The following is a 12,937-nucleotide window of genomic DNA, read 5'->3' on the forward strand; positions in this document are numbered from 1 at the left end:
CCGCGGTGAAGTCGGCCGACAACCCACCGGCTGACGGCCTGTTGCCCTTCGATCAGCTCGCGGCGAGATCGCGGTGGACGACCTTGGCGACGCCCTCGATGCTCGCGATGCCGTAGTCCCAGGTGCTGTTGCCCTGCGTGAGCACCGTGATCATGTAGTCGTGGCCGCCGCCCTTGAACGTACCGACGCTGTGCACGCGCCAGCCGTTCGTCGCGCGTTGCAGCCAGCCGTTCTTGACGTGCACGGAGACACCCGCGGGTGCGCCCTTCGGGGTGCCCCAGCGCTGCGACGGGATGACCTCACCCATCAACTGCAGTATGTACGCACGGGAGTTGTCGGTGAGGACCGCGTTGGTGAGGGTGATGAGCCCCAGCAGCTTCTGCTCGTCGCGGGCGGTGATCTGGGTGAGACCCCAGTAGCCGTTCGCGCCGGGCACGGTCTGTGTCATACCGGCGGCTGCGACGAAGGCCCTGACCTTCGCCAGGCCGAGCTGGTTCCACAGCTTCGTGGTCGAGGCGTTGTCGGACTTGGTGATCATGGCCTTGGCGAGGCTCTTCTCGGTGGCCGTCAGGGCGCGGCCCTGCTTCTGGGCGTCCCAGAGAAGGGTCGCCAGGACGGTCACCTTGACGACACTGGCGGAGTCGTAGGCGGTCTGCGCCCGGTACGTACAGGTCGTCTTCGTGGTCCGGTCGAAGACACCGACGCTGATGGAACCCCGGCGGGTGGACATCGCGGAGGTGATGTCCCGCTTGAGCTTGGCGGCGAGGTCGGCGTCAGCGGACGTACAACTGACGGCCGCGGCGGCCGCGTTGGCAGGGGTCGCGGTGGCGACGAGCGACAGCGCGGTCGCGGCGCAGACGGCGGCGCCGCCGAGTACGCGGGCGCTCGCAGATCTGGACATTCGGCCGGATATGTGGTGAGTCATGGCGATTTCCCATCCCCGTGAAAGACATCAACGCGCCCCAGGCGCACAGGTGTTCTTACGACGCCCTTACGACTCACACACCCATGCGAATGGTTGCGCGGAGATCGCACCTTTTTTCGAGATCCCGCTCACACTCCTCACCCGCCCCACCCCCGCCTGGTTCTACGCGCGTCAAATCGAGCCGAAATCAGCCGAGTTGCCGTATGGCGTCACGCAACGGACACGCGTAGTTCATTGTCCGAAACTCATGTCCATGTCACGCTCGCGGATGTCTCCCCCACTCGACACGCGTAGAACGGACACCTGCGATGCCCGCGACGCAGATACGCACCCGCCGCTGGAAGGCTGTGGCGCTCGCCACGTCGACCGTTCTGGCGGCCCTCGCCATCCCCACGATGACGGCCACCCCGGCCGGCGCGACGACGACCGCGTACGACTCGACGTACTACAAGAACGCGGTCGGCAAGACGGGCGCCGGTCTCAAGTCCTCACTGCACACGATCATCAGCAGCCAGACGAAGATCTCGTACTCGGCGGTCTGGAACGCGCTCAAGGTCACCGACCAGGACCCGAACAACAGCGGCAACGTGATCCTGCTGTACAGCGGGGTCTCCCGCAGCAAGTCCCTCAGCGGCGGCGATGTCGGCGACTGGAACCGTGAGCACGTATGGGCCAAGTCCCACGGCGACTTCGGCGAGGCGACCGGCCCCGGCACGGACCTGCACCACCTGCGCCCGGCGGACGTCACGGTCAACTCCATCCGCGGCAACCTGGACTTCGACAACGGCGGCAGCGCGGTCGCGGGCGGCGGCGGCAGCCTCAAGGACTCCGACTCCTTCGAGCCGCGCGACGCGGACAAGGGCGACGTGGCCCGCATGATCCTCTACATGGCCGTGCGCTACGAGGGCGACGACAACTGGCCTGACCTGGAGCCCAACGAGAAGGTCAACAACGGCAGCAAGCCGAACATCGGCAAGCTGTCGGTACTCAAGCAGTGGAACGACGAGGACCCGCCGAGCGCCTTCGAGGAGAAGCGCAACCAGGTCATCTACGACACCTACCAGCACAACCGCAACCCGTTCATCGACCACCCGGAGTGGGTCGAGGCGATCTGGTAGCCGAACCTTTCCAGACCCGACGTGACCTGAACGCCCTGTGATTCACGGGGCGTTCAGTGCGTGTGGCGACTGCCGCCCGCTTCGACTACGCGAGCGCCTCCGCCCCCGACCGCTTGGACTTCTTGGGCGTACGTGTGGCCATGTAGAGGGCGACGCCCCACCCGATGAGCGATCCACCGAGGAACACGTTGATGACGAGGATCAGCCAGCGGTCCTTCGCGCCGCGCCCGAACGCCATGTACGACGGCACCAGGTAAAGGACGGCAAGGGCCAGTATGACCACCATCGCCAGAATGCTGTTCACGGTGCGCTCCCCGGATCGATCTTCGTAATATCGTCATACCTGCGTGGGCAAAGACCGAGAAAAGCGCGCTCCGGTTCCCGCTGCCAGGGAAACCACTGGACTGACATGGCTAAACGGTCCAGACCGGCACGATCCTGTCGGTGCTGTCAGGAGTGGCCGCGGACCCGCCCGGGAAAGCGGCGACGATCGCGACGAAGCCCTGCTCCGGGTCGGCGTGCACGCGTCGCAGCACCTCGGCGGGCATCACGACGGTGTCGCCCGGCATCACGGCGTGCTCCTCACCGTCCAGCTCGACGGTCGCGCCGCCGTCCAGCACCGTCCATACCTGCTCGGCGTCGAAGGTGTGGAGGGGACCCGAGGTGCCGGGTCGCATGTCGACGCGCCATACGACCTGTCCGGCGCCGCCGAGTGTGGGCGAGGCGAATGTGGTCACGACGGCGTTGGGGGTCTCGGTGCGGCGACTCTCGGCGTGGTGAATGACAGGCATGGTGGAACCCCGTAAACTCGACAACATGGTTGTCGAAATGGTGAACCTGGTTGTCGATCGTGTCAAGTGACCCCTCTGTAAGTGACCCTCCTGGCTTCGAGCTGCCGCTGCGGCTGTTCATGGCCTTCCGCGTCCTCATCGACGACCTCCACAGCGAGCTCGCGCGCCAAGGACACCCCGATGTCCGGCCGATGCACGGCTATGTCTTCCAGGCGATCGGCCCGCACGGCACGACCGCCGCGGATCTCGGCCGCCGGCTCGGCGTCTCAAAACAGGCGGCGGGCAAGACGATCGACACGCTTGAGCGCCTCGGCTACGTGGAACGCGGCACCGATCCGCGCGACGCGCGACGCAAGACCGTACGGCTCACCGCGCGCGGCACGGACTGCCTGGCCCGCTCGGCGCACATCTTCGACCGTCTCCGAACCGACTGGGCCCGGACCCTCGGCGAGGACCGCCTCCGTGCCCTGGAGACGGACCTGCGCACGATGACACCGGCGGACCCGTTCCTGCTCGATGTGCCGGGCTGGTTCGGGAACTCGTAGGAGCGGCGCCACGACTCCTCCGTTTCGAATCCACCGATGAGTACCGATGAGTTCCGCGGGCGGGTCCGGTCTACCCGTCGTACACCTCGACCCTCGAACTTCGAATCCCGAGCCTCGGACTGGAGCCCCATCATGACCATGACCACTCCCACCCACGCCGGCCGCACGCTGTTCGTGAGCATCCCCGTGGCGGACGTCGAGCGCAGCAAGGCGTTCTTCGCGCGGCTCGGATTCAGCTACAACCCGATGTTCACGGACGAGACCGCCGCCTGTATGCAGGTCGGCGAGCAGGCCTCCGTCATGCTGCTCGACCACCAGACGTTCGCGAAGTACTCGAAGCTGCCGATGGCCGACGCCACCACACACGCGCTGGCGCTCTACAGCTTCAGCGTGCCGACCCGCGACGACGTCGACACGATCGCCGAGGCCGCGCTCGCCGCGGGCGGCACCGAGGCGGACGGCCCCGAGGACCACGGCTTCATGTACACGCGCGCCTTCTTCGACCTCGACGGCCACGGCTGGCAGGTCATGTGGATGGCTCCGGCGGGCGACTCGGAGGGCTCGTCCGCCGCCTCGTAAGCGGTCAGCCATTCGAGGCGCGCGAGGTCGTCGGGCGGTCAGCACATCGTGCTCGAAGATCGGGAAACACAGCGCGGGCCTGCCCGGGAATCCGGACACGCCCGCTGCTGCCGCGCCCTCAGGGCCGCGACCCAAGTGCCGCTACACCTTCTGCAGCCGCAGCTGCATCTGGCAGCCGCCGGGGCGTCCGTCGGCGTCGATTCCGATGGTCACCGGGGAGCCCGCGAAGGCCGTGTGGGCCTGATCCGAGGGGAGGGTGTTCACGCACTGGCCGCCGTCACCGTCCGCGAAGTACCTGATTTCGAGGATGACGTCGGAGCGGCCCGAGACGGAGAAGGTGAGGTTGCAGAAGCCCGGCCTGTTGTCGGTGTCGACCCGGACCTGGGGCCCGAAGGTACGGAACCGCTGGATCGGCATCTGATACGTGCCCGGGTTCCCGCACTGGCCGGCGTCGCCACCGGCACTGGCCCGGAAGGAGTAGCTGATGGACGCGCCCGCCAGCGTGTTGTTCGGGTCGAAGACGCCGAAGGAGAGCTGACAGCCGCCCGGGCGGTTGTCCGTGTCGAAGCGGATGGCCCGGGTGAAGTCCGGGCTCACGCCCCACTGCTGCCCCGCCAGCCCGCCGCACTGCCCGGCATCGCCGTCCGAGTTGAACCGGATGCCGATCTCCGCCGGGGCCGCGGTCGCGGTGTTCGCGGTGTTCTCCGATGCCTGCGCCGTCGTACCGGACAGACCGGCGATCAGCGCACCGGCGGCAAGGACACCGGACAGCGTTCTCAGGCGTGAGTTCCTCATACTGTTTCCCCTCCCAGGGCATCGTGGGCACACGTCGGCCACGGATTGGCTCGGGTGAAAGTGATGGCCGCGTGAACCTCGGCGGCGCCTGGTCAGTGGCGCCGCGTTTCGTGCGTTGCGTTGCGGATCGGGACGTACACAGACGTACACAAGTGCCCCTGTTGTCGCGCGGACCCAGTATGGATTTCCGAGGCGGTGCCCGTACTGCCGGTAACGGGCCAATCTCCGGAGCGTGATCACCGATCACCTCAAACCGGTCGGCCGGTACGTCGGCCTCACGGCGTTTCAGCAGTTCAGAGGCCACAGCTGACGCATGGTCAACTCCCTTACAGCAGGGCCATATTCGTCCGGCACAGTCCGCTCACCGCCCGAAGCGGGCCGACGAAACAGCTTGCTTTGGCCTTGACATCCTGTCCCCCACGGTCACGCGGGTATCCAGGCGGGCCACTGCGGCGGGATGTTGCCGGCGGGGCAGAGGCCGGAGTCACCGGGGTAACCGCCCAAGGTGCCCCGGGTGGCGAAGAGCGGACCAGCCTGCCTGTCCCGCCCGGCCCTCGACCCGCGCGAGGAGTGGTGCGCGGCCGGCGCTGACAGGTCATCCGCTGGCGATCGACGAAGCCCGACCGTCGGTTGGGTCCCGGACGTTCCTCCGGGCCGCCCCCAGACAGACCGGGGATGCAAACCATTCTCTGCAGAGTTGGAACCCCCGGAAGCCGGCCGCGCGCTTGAGACCATAAACGCAGGCACTGACAGCGGGCCCGGCGGCGACGACCGCGGCCTCCAGAGCCGCGAGCGGTGGCCGTGTCCCGCTTCGTGGTGTAAGCGACCTTGCTCGACTCGTTCCGCTAACCGCGCGTCGGCCTCCTCATGGGACACGGCTCCCGGGTCGCGCAGCGGCTGACCTGCCGTCAGCGCCACGCTCGGCCCCGAACCGCGCCGATGCGACGATGACCTGCGGATTCCGGCGCTCTGATCCGCTGCGCCACTTGGCGGGACGCCACCCGAGCGCCAGTTCGGCGCTTGCCACCCGCTCCAGATGTGAACCCAGGGTCAGTGCCCCGAGGCCGGTGCCACAACCCACCCGGCTTACCGACCGGTCACGCGACGCCATCACCGCGTGGCGGAGCCGTCGAGTTGCGTACCACCAGCTCCGTTTCCAACTCCATGCGCTCCATGAGCAACCGTCGCCCCTCGATGAGGGACAACAGGGCGCGGGCCGCCTTCTGGCCCATGTCCTGCAACGGCTGGCGCACGGTGGTGAGGCCGGGGAAGCTCTGCGCCGCCTGCGGGAGGTCGTCGAAGCCGACGACGGAGAAGTCGGTGGGCACGTCGAGGCCTCGCGCCCGTGCGGCGTCGATGGCACCGAGCGCCATCAGGTCGGCGCCGGAGACGATCGCCGTCGGACGGTGCTTGTCGATCAGGCGGGCGGTGGCGCGGAAGCCCGCGGCGTAGGAGAAGTCGCACGTGACGACCATCTGCGCGTCGACCTTCAGTCCGGCGAGCTTCATCGCGTCCTCGAAGCCCTGAAAGCGCTGGGACGTGCTTTCGAGGTCCTCCTCACCGCGGAGATAGGCGATCCGGGTGTGCCCCAGGTCGATGAGGTGCTGGGTGCCCTCGCGCATCCCGTGGTAGTTGTCGACCGTCAGCCGGGGCAGCGGCACATCCTGATGCCGGGGATCAATGATCACGCACGGCAGAATCTGCTCGCGCAACAGTTCGACCGTCTTGTCCTCCAGGACGGGTGCGATCATGAGCACACCGTCGACGAGGCCGTGCGCCAGGAACTCGATCCTGTCCTTCTCCCGCACCGCGTCGTGATACGTGGCGTTGACGAGCAGCTCCTGCTCGGCGGCGGCCAGCTCCTCGGCGACACCGCGCAGGATCTCCAGACAGTACTGACTGGTCAGATCCAGCGCTATCAGGCCGATGAGCCCGGTACGGCCGGCCTTGAGGTTGCGGGCCGCGACGTCCGGCCGGTAACCGAGTCGCCCGGCCACCTCCGTCACACGGCGCCGGGTCTCCTCGGAGACTCCCGGCTTGCCGTTCATGACATAGAAAACGGTCATCGCCGAGACACCGGCCTCCGAGGCCACCTGCGCGATGGTCACTCGCCCTGCCACCCGGACTCCCTTCGCCCCACCTGCGTAAACCCTTGGGGGATTGCAACGATAGGACAGCCCCATGGGTACGCAACCGGGTCAACGTGCCGGTGATCAGGCTCCACGGGACGAAGGCACCGCCGACGACGCCCGTACCCGAAGGTCGTGCCCGATGCTTTCGCTGCGGCCGGGAAGGCTCCGGAAATCCTCCAGGTCCAGGCGCGAGCGCAGCAGCGTGATGGCGGTGCGGGCGATCGACTCGCGTCGCAGGTCGACCGTGGTCAGGGCCGGCGAGGCGAAGCGGGCCGCCTCGATGTCGTCGAAGCCGGCGAGGGCCACGTCGCTGGGCACTTTGATGCCGGTGCGGGTCAGGACGGACAGCGCGCCGACGGCCACGACGTCGTTGAAGCAGAAGAGCGCGTCGAACCGGACCCGGGTGCGCAGCAGCCGGGTGGCCGCCCCGACACCGGACGACCACTGGTCCGCGTCGTCCACGCTGACGACCAGGGAGTCGTCGTAGTCCACGCCGGCTTCGGCGAGCGCCGCTCGATAGCCGCGCAGGCGGCGGGCTCCGGCCCGTGGGCCGGTTCGTTCGCCGATGACGGCGATGCGGTGCCGGCCCTGGGCGAGGAGGTGGCCCACCATCGCGCGGGCGCCCTGTTCGTCGGCGGTGTCGACGTAGTCCAGGCTGAGTGTCGTGGCGTCGGCGGGGCGTTCGCCCAGTACGACCGTGGGACGGGTGAGCGGCAGGGGCAGGTAGTCGTCCGGGCCGAGGGCGTGGGGGACGTAGATGACGCCGTCCACCAGTTCCTGGTGCGCGGACAGGACGGTCCGCTCCCGCCGGGCGTCCCCGTGGGTCGAATGGAGCACCACCTTGAGTCCCTGCGTCTGGGGTGCCCGCATGATCTGCTCGGCGAGTTCCGCGTAGAAGGGCTGGCAGAGGTTGGGCAGGACCAGTGCGATGGTGCCGGTGCGGCGCGAGCGCAGACCCCGGGCGAAGGGGTTCATGCGGTAGCCGAGTTCCTCTATGGCCGCGCGCACGCGTTGTTCGGTCTCGGGGCTGTACGAGCCGGTGCCGTTGATGACGTTGGAGACGGTCTTCGTGGACACCTCGGCCCGTTCGGCCACCGTGCGCATCGTTACGCCGTGCCCCATGCGGCCACCCCTCCCAGAGTCGATTCACGGGCCATCAGGTCGAAGTCCGCGACGACCAGCCGGCCCGTGTTCTGGGGGGCCGTGAGGGCCATACGGTCGTTCAGCAGGGCCAGCGCCTCGCGGGCGATCTGCGCGGTGCCGGGGGCGACGGAGGTGAGCGACGGGCAGGCGTAGCGTGCGTCGTCGAGGTCGTCGAAGCCGGCGACGGCAACCTGGTCCGGGATCGCGAGGTCCGCCTCCTGGACGGCGTGCAGGGCGCCCAGCGCCAGGGCGTCGGCGAAGGCCACCACGGCGTCGAAGGGGACACCGCGCTCGATCAGTCCGCGTGTCGCCTCCGCTCCGTGCTGCCGGTCCCAGTCGGGGGTGCCGACCTCAAGGACGAGTTCGGGCAGGTAGGGAAGGCCCGCGTCGCTCAGTCCGTCGCGGTAGCCGTCCAGGCGGAGGTGGGCCGCCGCCCGTTCGGGGCGTCCGGTGTGGTCGGCGCCGAGGGCGGCGATCCGGGTGTAGCCGAGCGAGGCCATGTGGCCGACCATGGCCCGTACGCCCTCCCGGTTGGCCATGGCGACACGGTCGACGGGTGCCTCGTAGGCCCGTTCCGACATGAACACCGTCGGCACGGCCCTGGCGACGGAGCGGGCCTGCTCGTCGGACAGGCCGACGGGGTACATCAGCAGTCCCGCCAGGTACGGGCCGTGCTCGCTCACCAGGGCGAGTTCCGCCTCCGCCACACCGCCGGTGAGTTCGGTGAGCACGGTCAGGTCGTGGCGTTCGGCCTCGCGCATGATCGCTTCGGCGAGTTCCGCGTAGAAGGGCTGCGACAGGTGGGGCAGGGCCAGGCCGACGAGTCCGGTCCGGCCGGTGCGCAGGTTCCGGGCGACCGTGTTGGGGCGGAAGTCCAGTTCCGCTATGGCGGCGTCGACCTTCTGCCGGGTCCGCTCGCTGACGCCGGGTTCGCCGTTGACCACCCGGGAGACCGTTTTGGGTGAGACCCCGGCCCGCTGGGCTACGTCATGCATCGTGGACATGGCAGAACCTTAAACTTCGGCCGGGGCGAGGTCGCGAAGCCTGTCGCACTCGGCCGCTGTCAGCGCGAGCACCGACCCGTGGCGCAGCCCCTTCGGCACCGAGTCGCTCATCGGGTCGGCGGCGGGCAGCCATACCGGGCTGTCCAGGCGGTCGGCGTGGAAGGGCACGTATCCGCGCCCCTCGAACTCGTCCAGGAGCAGCAGCCAGCCGTTCCCCTCCGGGGCGGGCAGCACGATGGGGCCTTCGGCGTGCGCCAGGCCGGGCCGCCCGTCGACACCGCGCCCCACACCCTGGGTGACGGGTTCGTAGTGCGGGGAGTCCAGATCCCGCGAGCGCTCCACGAAGACGAACTTGGCGTCCGGGGCACCCGGGGTGCCGGGCAGCCGCTCGTCCTTGGTGAAGCGGTAGAACCAGCCCTCGTGCTCGACGACGGTGGAGTCGATCACCGGGTAGCCCGTGTCCAGCCAGACCTGGGGGGCGGAGAAGGTACGGAAGTCCTTGGTGGTGGCGCGGAACATGCGGTGGTAGGAGGGGCCGGTGCGCTCCGGGTCGTCCTGCGGGTAGACGGTGGAGGCCCAGAACACCAGGTACTCGGCGCGGCCGGGATCCCAGACGGCCTCGGGTGCCCAGACGCAGCCCGCCTGCTCCGGCATGACCTCCACCCGGTGGGGGCCGTCCCAGTGGCTCAGGTCGGTGGAGTGCCACACCAGCAGATCGCGGCTGCCGTGCGCGATGGCCCGCTCCCAGCCGCCGCTGCCGTGGATACGCAGGTCGGTGGCGATGAGGTGGAAGCCGCTGCCGTCCTCGGCGCGGATCAGGAACGGGTCCCTGGCGCCGCCGCCGGCCGGCGCGAGCGGCTCAATGCCGCCGAGCTGTCTCCAGTGGTCCATCCGGGGACCGTCGCAGAGCGCGAAGCGGACGCGCTCGCCGTCGGCCAGATGTTCGCCGGTGAAATGGGCGAACAGATAGCCGGCGGGTTGCCACGGCCGTGCGTCCGCGGAAGAGGGCGAGGCGTCCGCGGCCTGGGTGCCGTTCACGTTGGGTCGGGACAAGGGGGTCTCCTCATGGTGGCTGCGCCCTGTAGCGGCGTGAGCGTCGCACTTCTAGTTCATCGATGTCAACGGACCGGACTGCCGCCGCGATGGCCGGAGATCATCTAAGGGCGAGATTAACCAGACGAGGCGTGCACATGAACTGGCCTCCCATCTGCGCAAACGCGAGCTGGAGGCGCGAGATTTCCACCATGTGACGACCGACATCAAACAGAAACGTAGCCGTAAAGGGTTGACTACGATGAACCAGCGCTACATTCTGATGCCGCTTCCAGCCGTGACTTCCGGTTTCGCCGGTTCCGGCCCTCACCGCCCGACGCAGCCGCCAGGTCGGGGGAAGGAGGAAGGCCGCCGCTGTCCCGCCGCTGCCTGACGACTTCCTGCTGCCCAATGCCCCTAGTTCCGCATCGCCCGGTCGGCGTCGTCACCCATCCGCCATAGGAGTTGGCCCCATGTCCTCATCGGCTATCAGCAGACGCTCTGTCCTCGCCAGCGCCGGATTCCTGGCCGGCGCCGCCGCCCTCAGTGCCTGCGGGAACAGCGCCACGACGGCGTCCAAGACCCCCGTCAAGGCCAAGAGCGGGACGCTGACCATCATGAGCGTCCAGGGCGAGATCACCGACCCCGAGGTCGCCGCGTTCGAGGCGGCCCACCCGGGCGTCAAGATCAAGCTGATCAACACCGACGTGACCCGGCTCAACGCGATGCTGGCCGCCGGCAACCCGCCGGACGTGGTCCGTGACGCCGGTACCGACGTCACCCCCTACATCGCGAGCCGGGGCGTCGCCCTGAACCTGGACGAGTACTTCGCCCAGAGCACCGTGCTCAAGGAAGCCGACATCCTGCCCATCAACAACGTGTGGAAGTGGGACGGCACCACCCAGGGCAAGGGCTCCCGGTACGGCATCGCCAAGGACTGGTCGCAGGACGCCATGTGGTGGTACAACGCGGACATGTGGTCCGCCGCCGGCCTGAAGGCCCCGGACCCGTCCCGGCCCATCAGCTACGACGAGCTGGCCGACGCCGCCAAGAAGCTCACCAGGACGGCTGACGGCAAGACCACCGTCCACGGGCTCTTCACGACCGCCGCGAGCATGAACCGCATCGGGTCCATGGTGGCGACCGCCGGCGGCCGGATCCTCTCCGACGACCTGGGCACCGCCGACTTCACCTCACCGGAGGCGATCGCCGCGCTGACCTGGCTGGTCGACGTGGCGAAGTCCAAGATCGGCTACTCCCTGATCAACCCCAGCCCCGACTGGGACGGCCCCCAGTACGTCGCGGGCAAGCAGGCCACGTCCGGGCAGGGCTTCTGGTTCGGCGGCTTCCTCGGCGCGACCGCCAAGGAGTACCAGTCCAAGAGCGTGTTCGCCGCCGCCCCGATGCTGGGCAAGAAGCGGGTCAGCCCGTCCTTCGGCGCGGTCGGCTACTGGATCCCGGCCAAGGCCAAGAACGCCGGCGCCGCCTTCCAGTTCCTGGAGTGGTACTGCGGTGGCGCGGGAGCCCAGAAGCGCATCTCGGCCGGCAACGGCCTGCCCTCGCTGAAGTCGATGCTGGCCCTCGTGCCGCAGTCCACCGAGTTCGAGAAGGCCTCGTTCAAGGTGCAGTCCGACGAACTCCACTACGTGGACGTCATGCACAACGCCACGCCGTACGCGCAGACCACCGCGCTGGACACCACCCTCGCCAAGACGTTCACCGCCCAGGTGGGCTCGGGCGCCTCGGTGGCCAAGCTCGCGGACCAGCTCACCAAGGACGTCAACGCGGTGCTGGCCAGCGGCAAGAAGCTCGTCGGAAAGTAGGCCTTGTTCATGCGACAGCAAAGCCCCCTGCCCACTGGGCCGGCCCGGCGACGACGCCGGCGCAGCGGGCGGCGGGGCGAGGCACTGGCCTTCTACGGCTTCGTCTCGCCCTGGCTGATCGGCACCGCGGTGCTGACCGTCTTCCCGGTGGGATACGCCTTCTACCTGAGCTTCACCGCCTGGGACGGCATCGCCCCGTTCAAGCCGTGGGTCGGCCTGGACAACTACCGTGAGGTCCTCACCTCGGCGGACACCCTGACGTCGCTGGGCAGGACGCTGTTGCTGGTGGCGATCATCGTCCCCACGACGATCGTCGGAAGCCTGCTGCTGGCCCTGCTGCTCAACGAGAAGGTCCGCGGCCGGACCGTCTTCCGGACGCTCATCTACATCCCGGCGATCGTGCCGCCCGTCGCGGCGGCCCTCATCTGGAAGGTGGCGTTCGACCAGAACTCCGGGGGCGTCAACCGGTTCCTGCACATCTTCGGCGTCAACGCGCTGATGTGGCTGACCGGCAGCCGCGCCTTCATCGTCCTGATCGTCGTACTGCTGTGGGGCATCGGCGCGGGCCTCATCATCAACCTCGCCGCCCTTCAGACAGTGCCGGCCGAACAACTGGAGGCCTGCCGGCTGGACGGTGGCGGCCCCTTCACCGCCTTCCGGCACGTGACCCTCCCGGTCATCTCGCCGGTCCTGCTCTTCCAGACGGTGCTGGTCACCATCACCACGCTGCAGACGTTCGTCCCGGCCCTGCTGCTCTCGCCGATCAGCGGCGGCGTCGCCAACGTCTACACCAACATCCCCAACGCCAACCGGGTCTACATGGTCGACGTCTACTCGCAGTTCTTCTCGTACTCCCGGTACGGCTACGGCTCGGCGATGCTCACGGTCTTCTTCCTGGTCATCGTCGCCCTGACCGTCCTGATCTTCAAGGTGGCCGGACGGAGCGTGTTCTACGCCGTCGACCCGAACGCCGCGAAGGAGGGCTGACCCCCCATGCCGCTCAAGGAAGCCCAAAGCCCCATGCCCGCGACAGCGCCCGCCACCCCGCCC

Annotated in this window: 13 protein-coding genes; 5 read left to right on the forward strand and 8 right to left on the reverse strand. The window is 68.6% G+C overall.

All coding sequences use genetic code 11. The annotated features are described in order from the left end of the window. Nucleotides 1-52 precede the first annotated feature (52 nt). Entirely contained in the window at nt 53-925 is an 873-nt protein-coding gene (locus AOK08_RS22050; protein ID WP_055528947.1) for a serine hydrolase, read from the reverse strand. Between the two features lie 308 nt (nt 926-1,233). Here AOK08_RS22050 and AOK08_RS22055 point away from each other — a divergent pair, with 308 nt between their 5' ends. Then, the gene (locus AOK08_RS22055; protein ID WP_055528949.1) at nt 1,234-2,043 is read left to right on the forward strand and encodes an endonuclease I family protein; all 810 of its coding nucleotides are present in this window, start codon (nt 1,234-1,236) and stop codon (nt 2,041-2,043) included. 85 nt (nt 2,044-2,128) lie between these two features. On the opposite strand, the gene AOK08_RS22060 is transcribed toward AOK08_RS22055, so the two are convergent. Both AOK08_RS22060 and AOK08_RS22065 read right to left on the reverse strand, forming a co-directional pair. Beyond that, complete coding sequence (locus AOK08_RS22060) at nt 2,129-2,347, reverse strand: superinfection immunity protein (RefSeq protein WP_055528951.1); 219 nt, start codon at nt 2,345-2,347, stop codon at nt 2,129-2,131. A gap of 109 nt (nt 2,348-2,456) precedes the next feature. Next, nucleotides 2,457-2,834: a cupin domain-containing protein gene (locus tag AOK08_RS22065; RefSeq protein ID WP_055528953.1), complete on the reverse strand. Its 378-nt coding sequence runs from the start codon at nt 2,832-2,834 to the stop codon at nt 2,457-2,459. Nucleotides 2,835-2,953: 119 nt separating this feature from the next. On the opposite strand from AOK08_RS22065, the gene AOK08_RS22070 reads away from it, so the two are divergent. Together AOK08_RS22070 and AOK08_RS22075 are read left to right on the forward strand one after the other, a co-directional pair. Then, complete coding sequence (locus AOK08_RS22070; protein ID WP_055528955.1) at nt 2,954-3,379, forward strand: MarR family winged helix-turn-helix transcriptional regulator; 426 nt, start codon at nt 2,954-2,956, stop codon at nt 3,377-3,379. A 132-nt stretch (nt 3,380-3,511) separates the two neighbouring features. Next, the gene (locus tag AOK08_RS22075) at nt 3,512-3,958 is read left to right on the forward strand and encodes a VOC family protein (protein WP_241827050.1); all 447 of its coding nucleotides are present in this window, start codon (nt 3,512-3,514) and stop codon (nt 3,956-3,958) included. A gap of 141 nt (nt 3,959-4,099) precedes the next feature. Here the strand turns inward: AOK08_RS22075 and AOK08_RS22080 are convergent, their stop codons facing one another. From AOK08_RS22080 to AOK08_RS22100, 5 genes are all read right to left on the reverse strand, one after another. After that, the gene (locus tag AOK08_RS22080) at nt 4,100-4,753 is read right to left on the reverse strand and encodes a hypothetical protein (RefSeq protein ID WP_055528957.1); all 654 of its coding nucleotides are present in this window, start codon (nt 4,751-4,753) and stop codon (nt 4,100-4,102) included. A 1,097-nt stretch (nt 4,754-5,850) separates the two neighbouring features. After that, nucleotides 5,851-6,873 carry a LacI family DNA-binding transcriptional regulator gene (locus AOK08_RS22085; protein ID WP_063794111.1) on the reverse strand — a complete coding sequence of 341 codons (1,023 nt, stop codon included), beginning with the start codon at nt 6,871-6,873 and terminating at the stop codon, nt 5,851-5,853. A gap of 93 nt (nt 6,874-6,966) precedes the next feature. After that, the gene (locus tag AOK08_RS22090) at nt 6,967-8,007 is read right to left on the reverse strand and encodes a LacI family DNA-binding transcriptional regulator (protein ID WP_063794112.1); all 1,041 of its coding nucleotides are present in this window, start codon (nt 8,005-8,007) and stop codon (nt 6,967-6,969) included. Continuing rightward, the gene (locus AOK08_RS22095) at nt 7,992-9,032 is read right to left on the reverse strand and encodes a LacI family DNA-binding transcriptional regulator (protein ID WP_055528961.1); all 1,041 of its coding nucleotides are present in this window, start codon (nt 9,030-9,032) and stop codon (nt 7,992-7,994) included. The genes AOK08_RS22090 and AOK08_RS22095 overlap by 16 nt, the downstream gene beginning before the upstream one ends. A gap of 9 nt (nt 9,033-9,041) precedes the next feature. Then, nucleotides 9,042-10,085: a glycoside hydrolase family 43 protein gene (locus AOK08_RS22100; protein WP_157876752.1), complete on the reverse strand. Its 1,044-nt coding sequence runs from the start codon at nt 10,083-10,085 to the stop codon at nt 9,042-9,044. Nucleotides 10,086-10,537: 452 nt separating this feature from the next. On the opposite strand from AOK08_RS22100, the gene AOK08_RS22105 reads away from it, so the two are divergent. Further along, on the forward strand, nt 10,538-11,887 hold the full coding sequence (locus tag AOK08_RS22105; protein ID WP_055528966.1) for an extracellular solute-binding protein: 1,350 nt from the start codon (nt 10,538-10,540) through the stop codon (nt 11,885-11,887). A 9-nt stretch (nt 11,888-11,896) separates the two neighbouring features. Next, nucleotides 11,897-12,874 carry a carbohydrate ABC transporter permease gene (locus tag AOK08_RS22110; RefSeq protein WP_157876753.1) on the forward strand — a complete coding sequence of 326 codons (978 nt, stop codon included), beginning with the start codon at nt 11,897-11,899 and terminating at the stop codon, nt 12,872-12,874. Nucleotides 12,875-12,937 lie beyond the last annotated feature (63 nt).

The organism is Streptomyces graminilatus (assembly GCF_001418565.1).
Lineage (GTDB): Bacteria > Actinomycetota > Actinomycetes > Streptomycetales > Streptomycetaceae > Streptomyces > Streptomyces graminilatus.